This window comes from Bradyrhizobium sp. BR 10261 (assembly GCF_019455395.1).
Taxonomy (GTDB): Bacteria; Pseudomonadota; Alphaproteobacteria; order Rhizobiales; family Xanthobacteraceae; genus Bradyrhizobium; species Bradyrhizobium manausense.
In genome coordinates, this window is sequence record NZ_JACOFQ010000038.1 from 26,269 (window position 1) to 46,341 (window position 20,073).

Consider the following 20,073-nt stretch of genomic DNA (forward strand, 5'->3'; position numbering starts at 1 on the left):
AAAATATGGAACTCGATCGCATCGACCGGAGAATCCTCTCGATTTTGCAGGAAGATGGGCGAATCGCCAATGTCGAGCTCGCCGAGCGCATCGGCCTGTCGCCGACCTCGATCGGCGAGCGGTTGAAGCGCCTGCAGCGCGAGGGGTTTGTCGAAGGCTATGGGGCGCGGCTCAATCCGCACCGGCTTGGCCTTGGCCTGCTCGTGTTCGTCGAGGTGCTGCTCGACAAGACCACACCGGAGAATTTCGAGCGCTTTGCGCGCGCGGTCAAACTCGCGCCCGAAGTGCTGGAGTGTCACATGGTTGCAGGGGGCTTCGACTATCTGGTGAAGGCGCGGCTCGCCGATATGACAGCGTATCGGCGCTTTCTCGGCGAGACCTTGCTGTCGATGCCGGGCGTGCGCGAGACGCGCACTTACGCGGTGATGGAGGAGATCAAGCGCGACGCACCGTTGCCGGTGGGCTGACCACATGCGGTCGCGATTGTCGTTGCTGTGGCGTTGATCGGCGATCTCTCGAGGCCAATAGCCCTCTGCGCGCAATCGCAACGCCTGTCGTCGAATGCACGGATCGTCTTCTGAAATATTCTTGGCCTCACTCCCGGACAGATCCGGGAGGCAGCAAAAGCTGGCGGCTTATACTTTGAGGTTCTCTGCGGAGGTCTTGCCCCGGTTTGCGATCTCTTCGTATTCCACCGTCTGTCCTTCGTTCAGGGACGACAGACCGGCTTTCTGCACTGCCGAGATATGCACGAACACATCTTTGCCGCCCGACGCAGGCTGGATAAATCCATAACCCTTGGTCGGGTTGAACCACTTGACCGTACCTTTAGCCATCACGACTTCTCCGCGGGTCTTCCTCCGAGATCACGAACCGCCAGTCCCCGCCAACCGGCCGGTTCGGTCCTACAGGATACGCGGAATGTGGCGGGCTTGGTAGATCAAACCACATCCGCATTTCGCCAAATTCGCTCAACTTCGCGGCGTTTTTGGCTGATTTGCCCGTTTCGCGGTCAATTGAGCCTGCGGCCGTCAATAAGTCGCGGCCAGATAGTCCACGATCTTGCCGACGTCGGCATCGTCGATCGGCGCGCCATAGACCTTGATCATCTTGGTCACCTCGGCCTGCCAGAACGCCTTTTTGTCCTTCATCGGCGGCTGCGTGGCGATGTAGTCGGACGAGTGGCAGGCGGCGCAATTGCCCTGAACCACCTCGAGATTGGGCCCCGGCTTGAAGGTCGCGACCTCATCCGGCGTCTTGTAATTGACCGGCGCGGCGAGGGCCGAGCCCACGAATGCAAGCGTGGTGGCGAGGAGAACGGTGCGCTGCATGATCATTCTCCCTCAGGCGACGGTGACGCGGGTGGTTTCGACGACGTTGCGCAAATAACCCGCGGGGTTCCAGCGCGGTGTGTCCGGCTGCGTCTCGCCGGAATTGCTGGTGGCGCGCACCTTGAGCTCAAGCTGGCCAGCCGCGAGCTTCACCGGCAGCTTCCATTCGCGGAACGAGTAATTGCCGAGATCCTTGCCGAGCTTGGCGGAGGTCCATGTCTTGCCCCCATCGGTGGAGACCTGGACGTCCTTGATGCCCTTGCCGCCGTCGAAGGCGATGCCGCGCAGCGTCGTGCGTCCCGCCTTCAGCCTGGCGCCATCGGTCACGCTGGTGATGAAGGAGCGGATGGTGAAGCGGTTGATCGGGATCGTCGCCTTCGGTGTCGTGCCGGGCTCGACCGAATTGTCCGGAGTGTCCGGAATCCGGTAGGCCGACTTCATCCAGAAGCCGTCATAGACGCTGTCGATGACGGTGATCTCGTTGAGGTGCTTGACCCAGTAGGTGCCGTAATAGCCGGGCACCACCAGGCGCAGCGGGAAGCCATTGAGGAACGGCAGATCCTCGCCATTCATGCCATAGGCCAGCATCACCTCGCCATCGGCGGCGTGCGCGAGATCGAGCGCCTTGACGAAATCAGGCGTCTTGTCGCTGACCGGGCCGTCCATGCCGCCGAACACGACCTGCTTGGCACCGGCCTGCACGCCGGCCATGTCGAGCACGGTCTTCAGCGACACACCGCGCCAGCGCGCATTGCCCATCGCGCCATTGGCGAGCTGGCCGCCGGCGACGCGCGGCTCGGAGAAGCCGCGGCTGTTGCCGGAGCACTGGTTGACGGCGACGATCTCGGTCGCCTTCATCGTCCTGATGTCCTTCAGCGACAGCTTCAGCGGCTTGTCGACCTTGCCCTTGACCTCGAGCGTGAACTTGTCAGGGTCGAGATTGTAGGGGAGATCAGCCAGGTGATAACGCACGAAGAACGCGTTGTTCGGCGTGATCGGGCCGTCATTGAAGATCGCAAACGGCGTCTCGAGCTGCGGCGGGCGGCTGGTGAGGCCGATCATCGGCCGCTTCTGCGGATATTTCACCAGCGGCCGCTCGCCATTGGCGAAGGGCAGGGTGACGGTGTCGAGGGCCAGCGCCTTGGTGGAATTCAGTGTGGCCGCCATGGCGGCAAGGCCCGCTCCTTTGAGCAGGTCGCGTCGGTCGAACATTCAGGTCTCCTCCCGGAGCTTTCGTTGGCTTGCGGTCATCACCGCAACACCCGCGCTCATCTGTCGCAACAACTCAGGCGAAGTCAATTCGTGCTTTCGCAGCAAGCCCATGCCGCTGCGTTGCAGCAGGGTGGTGTTGCAGGAGATGCTTCTTCCTTCACCTCTCCCGCTTGCGGGAGAGGCCTTCTCCTCTGGGGGATTGTCCCAATGAGGAGACACCCTCTCCCCAGCCCTCTCCCGCAAGCGGGAGAGGGAGCGCACCTTGCGCGTGGGCGCTGCATCAGGCCGCGACGCGTTCGCCGCCGGCGATGACCGCCGACAATGTTCTGGTGTCCACGACCACACGCACCATCATCGGCTCGTCGCGACCGCGGATCGCGACCTCCTGGTTCGGCAGCGCATTCTCGTGAAGACCGGCGGTACGGCGGACCTCGTCCGAGACGACCGCCTCGCACTGAAGCGTCTTCGTCATGTCCTGGAGCCGGGCGGCAACGTTCACGGCATCGCCGAGCGCGGTGAAGACGATGTGGTCGCGGTAGCCGATGTCGCCGATGATGACCTCGCCGCCATGGACGCCGATGCCGAAGCGGATCGGCTGGCGCAGATCGTGGCTCAGGAGCTCATTCAGCTCGTCCACATGGGTCGCAATGCCGGCAACGGCCTTGAGCGCCTGCCGGCAGGCGGTTTGCGGGTCACAGGTCAAGCCGAACAGCGCCAGCATGCCGTCGCCGACGAACTGGTTCGGCTGGCCGCCATTCTCGATCACGGCCTGCGATACCGCGCCCAGGAAACGATTGACGATGAAGACGGTGTCGAATGGCAGCCGCTTCTCGGCCAGCTGCGTCGAGCCGCGCATATCGACGAACAGGCTGACGAGATAGCGCTCCTGGCCAATTCGCGCGGGCGAGGACGCCTGCGCATTCGCCGCCAGCGTGTGCGGCATGAACAGCTGGAAGAAGGAGAGGTCGCAGTTCGGCCGCAGCTGGCAGGCAAGCCGGATCGAGGGATCGGCGGTGCCGACGCGGGCCAGCACGAAGGCTTCGCGCTGCGAAGGCTCGGGCAAGGCGCCGTGGTCGCCGATGATGCGGATGCGGCAGGTCGAGCAGCGAGCCCGGCCGCCGCAGACGCTGGCATGCGGCACGTTGTGGCGCAGGCTCGCTTCCAGCACGGAGAGGCCCTTGGGGATTCGCACCGTCTTGCCGTTGCCGTAGGACAGCGAGATCATGCCGCCGCGCCGCTCGCGCCAGCCGCGCACCCCGCGTGCGAGCATCACCAGCCCGAGCAGGCCGAAATAACCGATCGTCAGTCCACCGGTGATGCGGTCGAGCGTATCGGCCTGTGCGAAGGTGCCGACCTCGCGCTGCGTGTAATTTTGCCGGCGCCAATCGCGGTCCTCGCTGTCGGCGGCGACACTGCGGCCACCCTGGTAGATGCCGAGCAGCGCCAGCGTCGGGATCAGCACGGCAGCCGCCAACAGGTACGGCGCCACACGAGCGAAGAACGGCTTCAGCCGCAGCCAGAAATAGATGCCGATACAGCCGTGGACCCAGGCGACGATCAGCAGGATCGTCATCGTCCAGAGCCGACCGGGCGCCGCGACGAAGAACAGATAGAGCTCCTGCGGATAGAGCTTCTCGTGGCCGTACAGCGCCTGGCCCAGCCGGATGCCGATCACATGCGCCATCACCAGCGCAGGGATGCTCAGTCCCAGCACCAGCTGCAGCGGCTCGATCGTCCGCCAGCGGAACTGGCGGCGCTGGTACAGCGCATAGACGCCGAGACCCATATGGGTGAGCGCCGCGCCATAGAACACGATCGTCACAGGGAGGAACTGCCAGAACGCGGTGTGGTAGTGGACCCCGACCTGCATGGCATCAACCGAGATGTTGCCGAGTGCATGGTTGAGGAAATGGCTGACCACATAAGCGAACAGGATGACGCCGCAGACCAGCCGCACCTGCCGCGCGCTGGTCGAGCGGACGAGTTCGGGCAATCGTGAAAGCGCGGTCGTGGCCATGATTCGGTTGTACCAGTTCACCGAGGAGAACAGCCAGCGGAGAGTTAAATTCCGGCTGCTACACGGCTTGTAGGATCACATAACCGACAAGGTTGCGTAACGGTAAGTCTCGTAGGGTGGGCAAAGGCGCTCTGTCGTCCCGGACAAGTATTGTAGGGTGGGCAAAGCTTCAGCCGCAGCTCGAAGAGCGAAGGCGGAAGCGTGCCCACCATTGGAGGTAAGGGAAAATGGTGGACACGGCGCACGAGCGCCTTTGCCCACCCTACGGGTTCTACGGTTGTTGCGAGACGGCACACACCGCACCGGTGGCCACATTGACTCCCCCTTCCAAGTCGGGGAAAAGCGCGGCCGTGACGCTTGCTCTCGACATCACCGCAAAGCCCGATGGCGCATCGCGCCGGCCGCTCATCGTGGCCGCGCTGGTGATCGCTGCGATGACCGTGCTGCGTATGGTCTATGCCTCCGCCATCGAGCTGCGCACCGACGAGGCCTATTACTGGACCTGGTCGAAGGAGGGAGCGCTGAGCTTCCTCGATCATCCGCCCGGCATCGCCTGGCTTATCCGCTTCGGGACCCTCATTTTCGGTGACACCGCGCTCGGCGTCCGCTTCGGTGGCATCGTCGCGATGCTGGTGACCCAGTGCCTGCTTGCCGACATCGTCCGCCGCCTCACCCATGATGCGCGCGCGATCGCGATTGCGGTGCTGATGCCGGAGGCCGCGCTCTATTACGGCCTGTTGATGGCCAAGGTCGCGCCCGACGTCGCCATGATTCCGTTCGCGGTGGCGATGATGTGGTCGCTGGTGCGACTTGCACAAAGCGGCGACGGCCGCTGGTGGCTCGCGGCCGGCCTGTTCGCCGGCCTGGCGCTGCTGTCGAAATTCACCGTCGTCATGTTCGCGCCTGCGGTCGCCGCCTTTCTGCTGGTGCCGGAGTGGCGCTGGCGCTGGCTGCGCAGCCCGTACCCTTACCTTGCGCTGCTGATCGCATTGGCCGTGTTCTCGCCGGTCCTGATCTGGAACGCGCGGCACGACTGGGCCTCGTTCCGTTTCCAGGGCGTGCGCGCCACCGCCAATTACGGCATCTCGCTCCGCACCCTCGGCGATTATATCGGCCTGCAATTCGGCCTCGTCGGTTTCGTCATGCTGCCGGTGGTGCTGTCCGGTCTGGTGATGACGGCGTGGCGCGGCTATCGCTCGCGCGAGCCGGTTGCGATCCTGCTGTCGACGGCGGTGCTGGTGCCGTTCGTCTATTTCTTCTTCAAGTCGCTGACGCTCAGGGTCGGCGACACCTGGCCGATGTTCATGTGGCCGGTCGGCTTCGCGGCTGCCGCCGTGAACCTTGCGATGATGCCGGCAGAAGGCTGGTCGGCGCGAGCGATCCGCGTGGGCATCTTCTGGGTGAACACCGCGCTCGTGTCTGGGATCGCCTTCGTCGTGATCGTGTTCCTCTATTACGTCGCCGCGCCCTGGAATTTCCTCGGCAGGATGGATCCGATCGGCGCCGAGGCCGGCTTTGAGCAGGTCGCTGCGCGTGCGCAGGCCGCGCTCGATGAGACCGGCGCGACCTGGATCGCGACCACGGATTACCGCACCTACGCCATGATGCGCTGGCTGTTCAGGGGGCGCGTGCCCGTGGTGGAAATCAACGAGCGCGGCCGCTTCCAGGATTTTCGCGATCCCGGCATGGACAGGATCGAGGGCCATGCGGGACTCTATGTCGGCCGCCAGCCCGATGATCGTTCATCGCTGTGGGCGACGATCCCCGCCAGGCGCGAGCCGATTGGCCAGGTCGAGCGCCGCTGGCGCGGCGTCCTGACCGACACCTATACGCTCGACAAGCTCACCGGATGGACCCCGGAGCTCACCCCGCCAAGGGACTCGCCGCTGTTTCAGTGGCGCGTGCTGGCTCTAAGAGCTAGTCCTCGTCCTCTTTCTTTCGCAACAAATCCGTGGCCAGATCCGACAGTTTCGGCGGCGGCAGCGCGGCGAACGGCAGCGGCCTGGTAACGTCGATCGCAGCCAGGCCCAGCCGCGCCGTCAGCAGGCCGTTGAGCATGCCTTCACCGAGCCGCTGCGACAGCTTTGCCGCGATCCCGTGGCCGAGCATCTGCTGCACCAGGCTGTCGCTGGCGGCGAGGCCGCCGGTGATGGCGAGATGGGCGATGACGTGGCGGAGCAGGCGGATCATGCCGAGCGCGCCGGGCCTTCCGCCATAGAGCCGGGCAAGCTGGCGGATAAGGCGCAGCGAGGCCACGAACACGAACAGCACGTCGAACAAAGCGCGCGGCGACACCGCCGTGACGATCGACACGCGCTGTGCGGCCGACGAGACCAGCCGCCGCGCCTCCGCATCGAGCGGCGACATCAATTCGCGCTCGGCGAGCCGGATCATGTCGGCCCCGTCGATGATCTCGCCGCTGTGGCTTTCCAGCGCGGCACGGGCGCGCGCGAGCTGCGGATTCTGGTGCGCGATCGCGATCAGATCCTTGACGATGGCGCGGCTCTCGTTGCGATCGTCGCTTATCAGCACTCCTGCGGCGCGTGCGTGCAGTTTTTCGATCGTCGCAAGGCGCACCAGCCCAAACGCCTCGCGCCCGATGACAACAGCGAGTGCCAGCGTGGTGACGAGCGCGAGCGCAAGCCCGACAAAGCCGAGGCTCTCATTGCGCGCAAACAGATCCTCGATCAGACGCACCACGCCGAGCCCGGTGCCGAGCAGCGTCAGCCCTGCGACCCCGGACCAGAACAGCGCGCCCCAGCGGAAGCCGCGCCGCGCCGGAAGCGCGGTTTCGATCGGCACCGGCAGGGCCTGGGGATCGTGCTCCGGCGTGATCTGGATGGTGGTGCGGCCGAGCCGGCTGGTCTCGTCGGCTTCGGTGACGATGACATCGGGATCGTCGAGCCGGAACGTCGCCGGCCGCCGTGGCTTCGAGCGGTCGTTCATGCGAGCTTGTCTCCGATCAGGAACTGCAAGGCACGGTCGAGGCGGATGTGCGGCAGCGCCGGCTCGTCCGTCCCCTCGTGGTCGAGCTTGGGCGGGCGGAAGCGCAGGAAGCGGAAATCGCTCTTCTCGGCGGCTTCGGTGGCGAGGCCGCGGAACGCATCGGTGCCGTTGAACAGTGGTTCGGGATCATCAGGCAGATCGCCGGGAAAGGTCGCGACCTCGGTGTTGCCGTCGAAGAACTCGCCGTTGGCGCTCTCGCCAGCGGCCGGCGTGCCCAGGATCGAGGGCAAGACATCGCGGCCACGTGCAACCTGTGCCTCACGCGTGGCGCGGACGGCGGCGAGTGCCACCACATCGATCGCAGCGCCGGTGTCTTCGGCGCGCGCGACGGCGCGGGTGACCGCGCGGCGCAGCACGGCCTCGAGCCGGTCGTGGCTGGAATGATGCAGATGGTCCGCTTTCGTCGCCGCGAACAGGATGCGGTCGATGCGCGGCCTGAACAGGCTGGAGAGGAAGGTGCTGCGGCCGATGTTGAAGCAATCGAGAATGCCTGCTAGCGCCGCTTCAAGGTCGTGCAGCGCTTCGGGCCCCGCGTTGAACGCGGCGAGTGCATCGGCCAGCACGATCTGGCGGTCCAGCCGGGCAAAATGATCGCGAAAGAACGGCCGCACCACGATGTCCTTGTAGGCTTCAAAGCGGCGCACCATCATCGCCCACAGCGATCCCTCGGGCGCTTGTCCGGCTGCGGGCACGTCGAGCGGCGCGAAGGTCAGCGCCGGCGTGTCGGCGAGACTGCCGGGCATCAAAAAGCGGCCGGGCGGCAACAGGCTCATGGCGAACCGCTCGTCGCGACAGGCACGCAGATATTTTGTGAAGAGCTTTGCAGCCGTGAGCGTTGCCTGCTCGTCCTCGCGGGCTTCGGGTTTCAGCGTCGCCAGATGCACGTGCCAGTCGGCGGCGAGATGCGCGCGCGGCGTCTCGCGCGACAGCGCCAGGCTCTCCGACGACCATTGCTCGTAGCTCTTCTGGAGCAGCGGCAGATCGAGCAGCCATTCACCGGGATAATCGACAATGTCGAGCGTCAGCGTGCGGTCGGCGCCGTTCTGGCGCTGGTAGTCGATGACGAGACGTAGCTCGCTGATGTCGACGGTCGAGCTCGGCCAGCGCCGCTCCTCGATCAGTGCGCGCAGATGGCTCTCGTAGGAAAAGCGCGGCACGGCGTCATCAGGCTGCGGCGCCAGATGCGCCCGCGCGATCCGGCCCGACGAATACGCCTCGAACACCGGAAACCTTCCGCCGCGCGTCAGCCCGTGGATCAGCGCGGTGATGAATACGGTCTTACCGGCGCGCGACAGGCCGGTGACACCAAGGCGCACCGTCGGATTGAAGAAGTGCTCGCCATAGTCGATCAGCGCCCGGGCCGACAGGCGCGCCTCCTCGACCATATCCTGGAAACTGAATGCCATCTTGACTTAACGCAGGGATATTGGAGGTGAGCGATCTCGGGCGGGCAGAACAGCGAAGCTGTTCACAAAAGTGGCAATTAAGTGGGGAAAATCAAGCTTCATACTTCCACCGCCTTTGTCGGCGATCAGCCGGTTGAACGACGCGCGGGTTCCGAAAGACCCATAGCAGAGGACACGACTTCACGTTGCGGATTGCCATGACCGTGTTCAGATTGAAACAGCTCGCATCCAGCTCCGTCCACGCCGCGGCCGACGTGATCGGCTGGAATTATGACCGCGCCGAGCTGATCGCCGACGGCATCATCCATGGAATCGGCCTGTTCGCCGGCATCATCGCTGCGACCGTGCTGGTGGTGCTGGCGGCGGTCTATGCCGATACCGCCGACATCGTCGGCGTCTCGATCTATGTCGCGGGTCTGCTCTCGATGCTGGTGCTGTCCGCGACCTATAATCTCTGGCCGGTCTCACCCGCCAAATGGCTGCTGCGCCGCTTCGATCATTCCGCGATCTATCTTCTGATCGCCGCGACCTACACGCCGTTCATTCTGGAGGTGAGGGACAGCGCGTTCGCGCTGGTGCTGCTCGCGGGCGTCTGGTGCGTCGCAATCCTCGGCATCGTGCTGAAACTATTCTGCCCCGGCCGGTTCGATCGTGTCTCGGTCGGCATCTATCTCGTCATGGGCTGGAGCGGCGTGATGCTCTACGTGCCCGTTGTCCAGGCGCTGCCCGCACTCGCGCTGGGCTTCATCCTTGCCGGCGGCCTGCTCTACAGTCTTGGCGTGATCTTCCACGCCTGGCGGCGGTTACGTTTCCAGAACGCGATCTGGCATGGCTTTGTCTTGGCCGGCGCGGCATGCCATTATACGGCGGTGCTCGACCTCGTGCTGAACTGAGCACGTCCCGCGAGGCGGGATAATACCAATAAAGACAAGAGGAGACGTCGCATGCAGGTGACCGGCAAGGTCGTGGTCGTCACGGGCGGCGCCAACGGCATCGGCAAGGCGCTGTGCGAGGCCTTTCACAAGGCGGGTGCTGCCAAGGTCGTGGTTGCGGACATGGATGCCGCCAACGCGCGCGCCGTCGCCGCCACGGTCGACGGCGCGGCGTTCAGATGCGACGTCGCGCAGGAAAAGGAGATCGCCCACGTCATCGAGGAGACCGAGCGGCAGTTCGGGCCCATTGATCTGTTCTGCTCCAACGCCGGCATCGGCGGCGGCTTCGATCCGATGTCGGTCAACGCCGGCGGCGCCTCCGACGAGCCGTGGCAGCGCAGCTGGGCGATCCACGTCATGGCGCATGTCTACGCGGCGCGGCATCTGATCCCCCGCATGAAGGCGCGCGGCGGCGGCTATTTCCTCAACACCATCTCGGCCGCCGGCCTGCTGTCGCAGGTCGGCAGTCCGGCTTACTCGACGACCAAGCACGCCGCGGTGGGCTTTGCCGAGAATCTCGCGATCTCGCACAAGTCCGACAACATCAAGGTCTCGATCCTCTGCCCCCAGGGCGTCGATACCAACATGCTGCGCTCGATCCCGAAGGGCCCGCAATCCGGCGACGGCGACCTCACGCCCGAGCAGGTGGCGAAGGACGTGCTCGCCGGCCTCGAGCAGGAGACCTTCCTGATCCTGCCGCACCCGCAAGTGCTCGGCTACATGCGCAAGAAGACCGAGAACTACGACCGCTGGATCGGCGGCATGGCCAAGATCCAGGCCAAGATGCGGGAGGAGTTCGGGACTAAGTAGGCTCTCCCGTCGCCGCATTTGACCCTGTCATGCCCCGCGCAGGCGGGGCATCCAGTACGCCGCGGCGGTTATTGGTTTGCACAACTGGCGCCGCGGAATACTGGATCGCCCGCCTTCGCGGGCGATGACAGTGGCGGCGGTTCACCCCTCAATGCTTCTGCCCGTACAGCACGGGCACCGCCGAATCCACGACGACCTCCACAAGGCTCGTGCCCTCGAACGTCATCCCGCGCTTCAGCGCCGCGCCGAGCTCCGCGGCCTTGCTCACCCGCACCGCATGGCAGCCCATCCCCTCCGCGAGCCGCACGAAGTCGATGCCCGGCAGCTCCAGCCCCGGCACGTTGCGCACCTGCATCACCTGGCTGAACGAGCGCATCGCGCCGTAGCCGGAATTGTTGATGACGACGATGGTCAGCGGCAGCTTGCGCTGAGCGGCGGTCCACAGCGCCTGGATCGAATACATCGCCGAGCCATCGCCGATCAGGCAAACGGTGCGCTGCTTCGGCTTGCCGAGCGCCATGCCGACGGCGGCGGGCAGCGAATAGCCGAGGCCGCCGCTCGACATCGTGTAAAAACTATCCTGGCCCGGCATCGGCAGAAACTTTTGCATCGCCGGGCGGTGTGAGGGCACTTCCTCGACCAGTGACGCGCCCTCCGGCATCGCCCGGGACAGCGCGTGCAGCAGGAACTCGACCGGCAGCGGATCGGCGGCCTGTGGCGCCGGCGGCAGTGTGCGTCCCTTTGGCGCCGCGCGTTGGCTTTCGGGCAGCAGGTCGAGCAGCGCGGTGAGGGCCGGCTTCATCGTGGCGATGATGCTGGTACCTGATGGCGTCACCGCGGCCGCATCCGGATCATCGGTGATCTGGAAGATGGTGGCGCCGCCATCGAAGATCGCGGCATGGCCCTCGACGTGAAAGGTGAAAACGGGCGCGCCGATCACGACGACGAGGTCGTGCTCGCGCAGCGCATCGGAGAGCTGCGCCGGCGAGGCGTGCAGGAAGCCCGCGAATTGCGGATGCCGCTCGGGGAACGAGCAGCGCGCCGAGAACGGGCTGACCCAGACGCTGGCCTTGGCCTTCTCGGCGACGCGCACCATCAGATCGACCGCGCCGGCGCGATCGATGCCAGGGCCGACGACGAGGGCAGGGTGCTTTGCGATAGCGAGCGCGGCGACCAGCGCCTTCATCGCATCTAGCTCCGGACCAATCTCGCGACTGACCTTGCGGGCCTCGACCGGGGCGGTTGCGTGCGTCCAGTCATCAATCGGGATCGACACGAAGGTCGGCCCGCAGGGCGGCTGCATCGCGGTGTAATAGGCCCGCGCGATCGCGGCCGGCACGTCCTCGGGCCGCGCCGGTTCGACACTGTACTTCACATAGGGCCGCGGAAACTCCGAGGCGCGCTCGGCATAGAGAAAGGCCTGCAGCGGCAGGATCGAACGCGCCTGCTGGCCGGCGGTGATCACCAGCGGCGTCTGGTTGCGATGCGCGGTGTAGATGTTGCCGAGCGCGTTGCCGACACCGGCGGCCGAATGCAGATTGACGAAGCCAGCATTGCGGGTTGCCTGCGCATAGCCGTCGGCCATACCCACGGCGGAGGCTTCCTGCAACGCCAGCACATAGTCGATGTCGTCGGGCCAGTCGGAGAGGAACGGCAGCTCGGTCGAGCCGGGATTGCCGAACACTTTTGTGATGCCGAAGGCGCGCAGCAGGTCGAGCGTCGCCTGCTTGACGGTGACGGACTTGCTGCCGGTCTTGCCGTTTTTGGCCATTGGTTTCCGTCCCCTGACTATTGTCGACGCCAGCAACCCAACCCGTCATTGCCAGCGCAGCGAAGCAATCCAGGCTGTCTCCGCGCAAAGATTCTGGATTGCTTCGCTGCGCTCGCAATGACGAGGCGAGAGTGGTGGCTCACCACACCGCCGTCCCCTTCATCGTCGGCTGTCCCTCCGCATTGGCGGTCCACAGCTCCATGCCGTCGGCGGTCTCGTTGGCATTGACCGAAAACTCGGTGCCCTCGAACAGCGGCTGCACCCCGCGATAGGTGAATTTCTTCGGCGCCGTGCCGCCTCGAAGTTTCGCCGCCATCTCGATGATCAGCGCCGCCTGCAACGGTCCGTGGAAGATCAGGCCCGGATAGCCCTCGACCTTGGTGACGTAGTCGCGGTCGTAATGGATGCGATGGCCGTTGAAGGTCAGCGCCGAATAGCGAAACAGCAGCACGGGATCGGAAACGTGCGTCTTCCGATGCTGCGCCTTTGGCGGCGGAGGCGGCGCCTTCGCAGCCGGAGGCGCGCTGCCCGTCACCTCGCGATAGACGATGTCCTGCCGCTCGCGAATGGCAATGCCGCGCGGGGACGTGACGATATGCTCGACCGAGACGAAGCAGAGCGTGCCGGTTGATCCTGTCTTCACCTGCACGTCGGCAATACGTGAGGCCCGGGTCGATTCATCGCCGACGCGCAGCGGCTGCAGGAACTCGATCTCGCCGCCGGCCCACATCCGGCGCGGCAACGGCACCGGCGGCAGAAAGCCGCCGCGGGTCGGGTGGCCGTCGGGCCCGAGCATCGACATTGGAAAGACCGGCTGCGCCAGGCACCAATGCACCGTGAACGGCGCCGCATCCCCCGCCTTTGGCTCGCCGACCTCCTGGAACAGCGTCGCGCGCAGCCCTTTGACGAGCTGCGCGGTGACGATGTCTGTGGCTTCGGAACTGCGTCCGATCCATTGCCTGAGGTGATCGATGTCGAGCTTCTCGGTCATGACGCCTCGCTCTTGTTACTTCCTGGGATTTTCACCGATCGCGGGCACCGGGCCATAGCGGCGCGTCTCGCCGACGATAACAGGCGCCGGCGCGGGATAGCTGACGCGGCCGTTCGGCGTCTCCACCTCGATGCGGCGCAGATGCGGGTGGTTGGTGAGGTCGGCCATGGTGTTGACCTCGGCGAAGGCGATGTCGGCGTCCGACAATCGCTTCAACAGCTCGTCGCGCGTCATCCTGCCGAAAATCTCCGCAACTGTCGCGTCGGTGAAATCGCGGTTGCGCACGCGCTCCACCATGTTGGCGACGCGGGGATCCGCAGGGAGATCAGGCCGGTCCAGCACCTCGGCGCAGAGCGTCTTCCACTCGCGCTCGCTCTGGATCGAGATCAAGATGTCCTTGCCGTCCTTCGACGTGAACACACCATAAGGCGCGATCGAGGGATGACGCAGCCCCATGCGCTTCGGCGGATTGCCGGCCTCGGCATTGAGCAGCGGCACCGTGCACCAGTCCGCCATCACGTCGAACATGGAGATGCGGATGTCGGCACCCTTGCCGGTGCGCCCGCGCGCGATCAGTGCCTCCAGGATCGCGGCGTGCGCGGTTGCCCCGGTCGCGACGTCGACGATGGACATTCCGACGCGCGAGGCGCCGTCAGGATTGCCTGTGATCGAGGCGAGGCCGCTCTCGGCCTGGATCAGCAGGTCATAGGCCTTGCGATGGGCGTAGGGCCCCTCGTCGCCATAGCCGGTGATGGTGCACGAGATCAGCTTCGGATAGTCCTTCAGCAGCCGCTCGCGCGAGAAGCCGAGCTTGTCCATCGAGCCCGGCTTGAGGTTCTGCACCAGCACGTCGGCGCTGGCGATCAGCTTCTCCAGTTCAGTGCGGCCCTCCTTGGTGGCGAGATCGACCACGACCGATTGCTTGCCGCGGTTGAGCCAGACGAAATAGCTGCTCTGGCCCTTGGCCGCCGCATCGTAGCCGCGGGCGAAATCGCCCTCCGGCCGTTCGATCTTGATCACCTCCGCGCCCGCATCCGCAAGGCGCGACGAACAGAACGGCGCCGCCACCGCCTGCTCGACTGCAATCACCCTGATCCCGTCCAATGCTCCCATGGTGCGACCTCAGTACGAGCGGGGCATGCCGAGCACATGCTCGGCGACATAGGACAGCACGAGATTGGTCGAGATCGGAGCGACCTGATAAAGCCGCGTCTCGCGGAATTTGCGCTCGACGTCATATTCCTCGGCAAAACCGAAACCGCCATGGGTCTGGATGCAGGCATTGGCCGCTTCCCAGGACGCATCGGCCGCCAGCATCTTGGCCATGTTGGCCTCCGCGCCGCAATCGAGCCCGGCCTCGTATTTGCGCGTCGCTTCCTTCACCATCAGTTCGGCCGCGCGCATGGAGGCGTAGGCCTTGGCGATCGGAAACTGGATGCCCTGGTTTTGGCCAATAGGACGGCCGAACACCGCGCGCTCCTTGGCGTAATTGGTGGCCTTGGCAATGAACCACTTGGCATCACCGACGCATTCGGCGGCGATCAGGATGCGCTCGGCATTCATGCCGGAGAGGATGTAGCGAAAGCCCTTGCCTTCCTCGCCGATCAGATTCTCCGCCGGCACCTTCATGTCGGTAAAGAACACCTCGGTGGTGGCGTGGTTCATCATGGTGCGGATCGGGCGGATCTCGAGGCCATTGTTCTTGGCCTCGCGCATGTCGACGATGAACACGGACAGACCATCGGTGCGCTTCTTGGCCTGCTCCTTCGGCGTGGTGCGCGCCAGCAGCACCATCAGGTCGGAATGCTCGGCGCGGCTGGTCCAGATCTTCTGGCCGTTGACGATGTAGCTGTCGTTGCCTTCCTTGCGCGCAAAGGTTTTCAGCGAGGAGGTGTCCGTGCCGCTGGTCGGCTCGGTGACGCCGAAGGCCTGCAGGCGCAGTTCGCCGCTCGCGATCTTCGGCAGGTATTTTGCCTTCTGCTCGGCATTGCCGTGCCGGAGCACGGTGCCCATCGTGTACATCTGGGCATGACAGCCGCCGCCGTTGCAGCCCGCGCGCTGGATCTCTTCGAGGATCGCCGCCGCCGCGGACAGCTTCAGGCCCGCACCGCCATATTCTTCCGGGATCAGCACCGAGAGATAGCCGGCCTCGGTCAGCGCATCGACGAAGGCCTTCGGGTAGGCCATCTCGCGATCGAGCTTGCGCCAGTATTCGCCGGGAAACTGCGCGCAGAGCTTTGCGACGGCTTCGCGGATGTCGGCGTAATCTTCGCTGTGGTGCTGTTCGCTCATGGCGTTTCCTGTTTGGTGCGGCAGTCAAGATAACGCCGGCCGATCCTCTGGCGTTGTGAAAACATCGCCAGCCCCCTATGCTCATTTGCTATAGCGTATGGAGCAGCCTTCCAGGATTGGCAAGTATGGATTTCCGGCAGCTCAGGACCTTCAGTTGCGTTGCGGAGCTCGGCAGCCTTTCCAAGGCCTCCGACACCTTGCGCGTGGCGCAGCCGGCGCTGTCGAGGCAAATCAAGCTGCTCGAGCACGAGCTGCGCACGGAACTGTTCACCCGCAACGGCCGCGGCATGGTGCTGACCGAGGCCGGCAGGCTTCTGCTGGCGCGCACCTCCGGCATCGTGCGGCAGATCGACCAGATCCGCGACGACATCCAGTCGGCCAAGGGCCCGCCCTCGGGACAGGTCGTGCTCGGGCTGGTTCCGACCGTGAGTTGCGTGCTGTCGGCGCGCTTTGCGCGGCGCTGCGTCGAGACCTTTCCCGGCATCTCGCTGCGCATCGTCGAGAGCTACAGCGGCCATCTGGTCGAATGGCTGCATCGCGGCGAGATGGATCTCGCCATCCTGTACGGCCGCTCCGCCGATCTGCATCTCAACGTGCAGAGCCTGGGACGCGACAACATCGTCGCGGTCGGCCCGCGCGGCTGCGGCCTTGCGCGCAAGAAGAGCGTCGATATCGGCTGGGTGCTGCGGCAGCGCCTGGTGCTGCCCAGTCACTCCCACGGCCTCCGCGCGCTGATCGAGCACGCCGCTGCGCAGCGCAAGATCAAGCTCAACGTCCAGCTCGAGGCGGATTCGTTCCGCGTGCTGACGAGCCTCGTCGCGGAAGGCCTCGGCTTCGCGCTGCTGCCGCCCTCGTCGGTCCATGGCGAGGTCGCCGACGGGCGGCTGGAAACCGCCGTCGTCTCCAGGCCAATGACACGCGAGCTCATTTTCGCCTCTCCGATCGAGCGCCCACCTTCGACAGCGTCCCTCGCCATCACCGCACTCCTGCGCGACGAAGTCGCGGCCTGCCGCAAGGATGGCGTGTGGGACATCAAGCTGAGTTAGATGCTTTCAGAGCGGTTTAGGACAGACGGGCGTAGCGGGGCCATCGCATGTTGTGCGAGCTGTCATGCCGGAATTTTATAGCTGGGAGAGGTGTGATAGCCGAGCGTCGGGGACGATGCGCTCTTCGCCTCACCCTCGGTGTCATTGCCCGCGAAGGCGGGCAATCCAGTATTCCAGAGACGGCGCGGCTAGAATCGAGAGGCTGCGGCGTACTGGATGCCCCGCTTTCGCGGGGCATGACAGCGGAGGTTGGGGAAGCGGCTTGTCGTAAGGTGGTGCCGAACAGCGGGCCTACCCCGGAATCCTCACCGGCAGCGTCTCATATCCCTTGATGAAGCTGGAATAGATCCGCTTCGGCTCACCGACCACCTCGATGCGGTCGAACCGCTTCAGCATCTCCTCCCACACGATGCGCAGCTGCAGCTCGGCCAGCCGCATGCCGACGCAGCGGTGGATGCCGAAGCCGAAGGAGAGATGGGTGCGCGGTCGGGCGCGGTCGATGATGAAATCGTTCGGCCGCTCGATCATCTCCTCGTCGCGGTTGCCCGAGACGTACCACATCACGACGCGGTCGCCCTTCCTGATCTGCTTGCCGCCGATCTCGGTGTCCTGCAGCGCCGTGCGGCGCATATGGGACAGCGGCGTCTGCCAGCGGATCACCTCGGGCACCATGGTGTCGATCAGCGCGGGGTTGGCCCGCAGCTTGTCGTACTGTTCGGGATTTTCGTTCAGCGCCAGCACCGAGCCGGTCATGGTGTTGCGCGTGGTGTCATTGCCGCCGACGATGAGCAGGATGATGTTGCCCATCAGATTGTCGGGGTCCATGTAGCGCGTCGCCGGGTTGTGCGCCATCAGCGACAGCAAATCGTTGCGCGGCTCGGAATTGACGCGCTCGTTCCACAGCTTGGACATGTAGTCGTAGCACTCGTCCATCTCCCGGCGGCGCTCCTCGGCCGAGGCGACGATGCCGCTCTTGGGCAGCGCGGTCGAGACGTCGGACCAGCGCGTCAGCTTGCGCCGCTCCTCCCAGGGGAAGTCGAACAGGGTCGCCAGCATCTGCGTCGTCAGCTCGATCGAGACGCGTTCGACGAAATTGAAGGTCTCGTTGCGCGGCAGATTGTCCAGCACGGTCTGCGAACGCTGGCGGATCAGCTTGGCCAGCTCGTCCAGATGCTGAGGGGTGAACATCGGCGACACGGTCTTGCGCTGCGCCGAGTGCTTCGGCTGGTCCATCGCGATGAAGCTCGGATAGTCGTAGCCCTCAGGCACGTCGCGGATCGCGATGCCGCCGAGCGTCGAGTCCGAGGAGAAGATGCCGTGATTGGTGTCGACATGCATGATGTCGTTGTATTTCACCACCGACCAGTACGGCTCGATCGGCGCGTTGGTGCAGTAATGCACCGGCTCTTCCTTGCGCAGCCGCTCGAACCACGGCCACAGCGTGTCGTCCTGGAACAGCCTGGGAGCACCGGGGTGGAATTGCGACAGCGGCGTCGTATAGGCCTCCTCGCGCGCGCGCCGCATGCGTTCGGCTTTGTCCACTTTAACCGGCGCTTGGATGTTCATTGTGGTGCTCCAGGTTGGTTCCTTCTTCGCCTTTCCCCCGTAAGAACGGGGAAAGGGAGACTTCTTCGTTCACGCCGCAATCTTGACCGGCAGCGTTTCCAAACCCTTCACGAAGCTCGAATACACCCGCTTCGGCTCGCCGACCACGTCGATATGGTCGAACCGCTTCAGGATCTCCTCCCAGATAATCTTGAGCTGGAGCTCGGCAAGCCGCAGGCCGACGCAGCGGTGGATGCCGAAGCCGAAGGACAGATGCGTGCGCGGGCGGGCGCGGTCGATGATGAAGTCGTAGGGCTTCTCGATCACCTCTTCGTCACGGTTGCCCGAGACGTACCACATCACGACCTTGTCGCCTTTCTTGATCTGCTTGCCGCGGAATTCAAAATCGGTGAGCGCGGTGCGGCGCATATGCGCGAGCGGCGTCTGCCAGCGGATCACCTCGGGCACGAAGCTGTCGAGCAGATCAGGGTTTTCGCGCAGCTTGCGGTATTGCTCCGGATGCTGGCTCAGCGCGAGAAGCGAGCCCGACATGGTGTTTCGCGTGGTGTCGTTGCCGCCGACGATCAAGAGGATGAGATTGCCGAGGAAGTTCTTCGCGTCCATATGGCGCGTCGCGTCGCTGTGCGCCATCATCGACAGCAGGTCGCTCTTCGGCGGCTGCTCGATGCGCTCTTTCCACAGCCGCGCGAAATACTGCGCGCATTCCGTCAGCTCGACCTGCCGTTCGTCCTCGGTCGCGACCAGTCCGTCAGGACCGGGGATCGTGGTGGCGATGTCGGACCAGCGCGTCAGCTTGCGGCGGTCCTCCCAGGGAAAATCGAACAACACGGCGAGCATCTGGGTGGTCAGCTCGATCGAGACCTGGTCGACCCAGTCGAACACTTCGCCCACAGGCAGATTGTCCAGGCACTCGGCCGAGCGCTGGCGGATGTTGATCGCGAGATTGTCCAGATGCGTCGGCGTGAACATCGGCGCCACTGTCTTGCGCTGCGCGGCGTGGCGCGGGGGGTCCATCGAGATGAAGCTTTCGCGCCGCAGGTCGGGATCGATGTCGCGGATGGTGATGCCGCCCAGCGCGGACGCCGAGGAGAACACCGCATGATTGGTCTCGATCTCCATGATGTCGTTGTAGCGCGTCACCGACCAGTACGGTCCGAACATAGAGTCCTTGCAATAGTGCACGGGATCTTCGCGGCGCAGCCGGTCGAAATAGGGCCAGAACGTATCGGTCCTGAACAGCTCGGGGTCACCGGGATCGAATTGCTCCAGCGGAAGCGATGATGCGCGCTCGCGCAACGCGTCGAGCTTTGCCGCGCTTTCCATGGTCCCGTGCATGACCGTTCTCCCTGACGTCGACCGCGCGATTTTTGTGAATTCTGCTCTGCGGTATTTGAACCACAATTACAACGCGTTACGTGCGTCGGAGCAAGGGACAGTTTTGCCGCAAGATGAGGTGCGTAGGTGCCGTAGCCCGGATGGAGCGCAAGCGTAATCCGGGACTCGGCCCGCCATTGATGCTGTCCCGGATTGCGTTTCACTCCATCCGGGCTACGGGACATTCACGAACGTGATCTCCAGCACGCTCAGCCCGTGAAATCCTGCCAGAAATCGCTCGAAACCGGGGTAAATCGAACCCGCCCATCTTGGGGATCGACTAATCCCTGATCTATAGATTGAGCGCAAACGATCCGCA

Annotated in this window: 17 protein-coding genes; 5 read left to right on the forward strand and 12 right to left on the reverse strand. The window is 64.6% G+C overall.

Features of this window, described 5'->3' with window-relative positions:
* Nucleotides 1-5: 5 nt before the first annotated feature.
* Entirely contained in the window at nucleotides 6-467 is a 462-nt protein-coding gene (locus tag HYH07_RS31865; protein WP_057744667.1) for an Lrp/AsnC ligand binding domain-containing protein, read from the forward strand.
* A gap of 168 nt (nucleotides 468-635) precedes the next feature.
* Here the strand turns inward: HYH07_RS31865 and HYH07_RS31870 are convergent, their stop codons facing one another.
* The 4 genes from HYH07_RS31870 to HYH07_RS31885 form a co-directional block, all read right to left on the reverse strand.
* On the reverse strand, nucleotides 636-836 hold the full coding sequence (locus HYH07_RS31870; RefSeq protein WP_008134691.1) for a cold-shock protein: 201 nt from the start codon (nucleotides 834-836) through the stop codon (nucleotides 636-638).
* A 195-nt stretch (nucleotides 837-1,031) separates the two neighbouring features.
* A complete protein-coding gene (locus HYH07_RS31875) occupies nucleotides 1,032-1,331 on the reverse strand; it encodes a cytochrome c (protein ID WP_220006184.1) in 300 nt (99 codons plus the stop codon).
* A gap of 12 nt (nucleotides 1,332-1,343) precedes the next feature.
* Nucleotides 1,344-2,543 (reverse strand): molybdopterin-dependent oxidoreductase, encoded by a 1,200-nt coding sequence (locus tag HYH07_RS31880; protein WP_220006185.1) that lies wholly within the window; start codon nucleotides 2,541-2,543, stop codon nucleotides 1,344-1,346.
* Nucleotides 2,544-2,823: 280 nt separating this feature from the next.
* Nucleotides 2,824-4,560, reverse strand: coding sequence for an adenylate/guanylate cyclase domain-containing protein (locus HYH07_RS31885; protein WP_220006186.1), 1,737 nt, complete (start codon nucleotides 4,558-4,560; stop codon nucleotides 2,824-2,826).
* 434 nt (nucleotides 4,561-4,994) lie between these two features.
* Between HYH07_RS31885 and HYH07_RS31890 the strand changes: the two genes are divergently transcribed.
* On the forward strand, nucleotides 4,995-6,569 hold the full coding sequence (locus tag HYH07_RS31890) for a glycosyltransferase family 39 protein (protein WP_228749889.1): 1,575 nt from the start codon (nucleotides 4,995-4,997) through the stop codon (nucleotides 6,567-6,569).
* Here HYH07_RS31890 and HYH07_RS31895 read toward each other — a convergent pair.
* Complete coding sequence (locus tag HYH07_RS31895; protein WP_220006188.1) at nucleotides 6,478-7,506, reverse strand: YcjF family protein; 1,029 nt, start codon at nucleotides 7,504-7,506, stop codon at nucleotides 6,478-6,480. The two genes, HYH07_RS31890 and HYH07_RS31895, sit on opposite strands and share 92 nt — an antisense overlap.
* Entirely contained in the window at nucleotides 7,503-8,972 is a 1,470-nt protein-coding gene (locus HYH07_RS31900) for a YcjX family protein (protein WP_220006189.1), read from the reverse strand. The genes HYH07_RS31895 and HYH07_RS31900 overlap by 4 nt, the downstream gene beginning before the upstream one ends.
* Nucleotides 8,973-9,169: 197 nt before the next feature.
* Between HYH07_RS31900 and trhA the strand changes: the two genes are divergently transcribed.
* Nucleotides 9,170-9,865 (forward strand): PAQR family membrane homeostasis protein TrhA, encoded by a 696-nt coding sequence (gene trhA, locus HYH07_RS31905; protein ID WP_220006190.1) that lies wholly within the window; start codon nucleotides 9,170-9,172, stop codon nucleotides 9,863-9,865.
* A 51-nt stretch (nucleotides 9,866-9,916) separates the two neighbouring features.
* The gene (locus tag HYH07_RS31910; protein ID WP_220006191.1) at nucleotides 9,917-10,714 is read left to right on the forward strand and encodes an SDR family oxidoreductase; all 798 of its coding nucleotides are present in this window, start codon (nucleotides 9,917-9,919) and stop codon (nucleotides 10,712-10,714) included.
* A 148-nt stretch (nucleotides 10,715-10,862) separates the two neighbouring features.
* On the opposite strand, the gene mdlC is transcribed toward HYH07_RS31910, so the two are convergent.
* The 4 genes from mdlC to HYH07_RS31930 all read right to left on the reverse strand — a co-directional run bounded on the left by mdlC (nucleotide 10,863) and on the right by HYH07_RS31930 (nucleotide 15,768).
* The gene (mdlC, locus tag HYH07_RS31915) at nucleotides 10,863-12,485 is read right to left on the reverse strand and encodes a benzoylformate decarboxylase (protein WP_220006192.1); all 1,623 of its coding nucleotides are present in this window, start codon (nucleotides 12,483-12,485) and stop codon (nucleotides 10,863-10,865) included.
* Nucleotides 12,486-12,624: 139 nt separating this feature from the next.
* Nucleotides 12,625-13,476: a MaoC family dehydratase N-terminal domain-containing protein gene (locus tag HYH07_RS31920; RefSeq protein ID WP_220006193.1), complete on the reverse strand. Its 852-nt coding sequence runs from the start codon at nucleotides 13,474-13,476 to the stop codon at nucleotides 12,625-12,627.
* A 15-nt stretch (nucleotides 13,477-13,491) separates the two neighbouring features.
* Nucleotides 13,492-14,589 carry a CaiB/BaiF CoA-transferase family protein gene (locus HYH07_RS31925; RefSeq protein WP_220006194.1) on the reverse strand — a complete coding sequence of 366 codons (1,098 nt, stop codon included), beginning with the start codon at nucleotides 14,587-14,589 and terminating at the stop codon, nucleotides 13,492-13,494.
* A 9-nt stretch (nucleotides 14,590-14,598) separates the two neighbouring features.
* On the reverse strand, nucleotides 14,599-15,768 hold the full coding sequence (locus HYH07_RS31930; RefSeq protein WP_220006195.1) for an acyl-CoA dehydrogenase family protein: 1,170 nt from the start codon (nucleotides 15,766-15,768) through the stop codon (nucleotides 14,599-14,601).
* Between the two features lie 125 nt (nucleotides 15,769-15,893).
* Between HYH07_RS31930 and HYH07_RS31935 the strand changes: the two genes are divergently transcribed.
* Entirely contained in the window at nucleotides 15,894-16,814 is a 921-nt protein-coding gene (locus HYH07_RS31935; RefSeq protein WP_220006196.1) for a LysR substrate-binding domain-containing protein, read from the forward strand.
* 291 nt (nucleotides 16,815-17,105) lie between these two features.
* Here HYH07_RS31935 and HYH07_RS31940 read toward each other — a convergent pair whose 3' ends face one another.
* Complete coding sequence (locus HYH07_RS31940; protein WP_220006197.1) at nucleotides 17,106-18,380, reverse strand: cytochrome P450; 1,275 nt, start codon at nucleotides 18,378-18,380, stop codon at nucleotides 17,106-17,108.
* 69 nt (nucleotides 18,381-18,449) lie between these two features.
* Nucleotides 18,450-19,715 carry a cytochrome P450 gene (locus HYH07_RS31945; protein ID WP_220006198.1) on the reverse strand — a complete coding sequence of 422 codons (1,266 nt, stop codon included), beginning with the start codon at nucleotides 19,713-19,715 and terminating at the stop codon, nucleotides 18,450-18,452.
* Nucleotides 19,716-20,073: the final 358 nt, after the last annotated feature.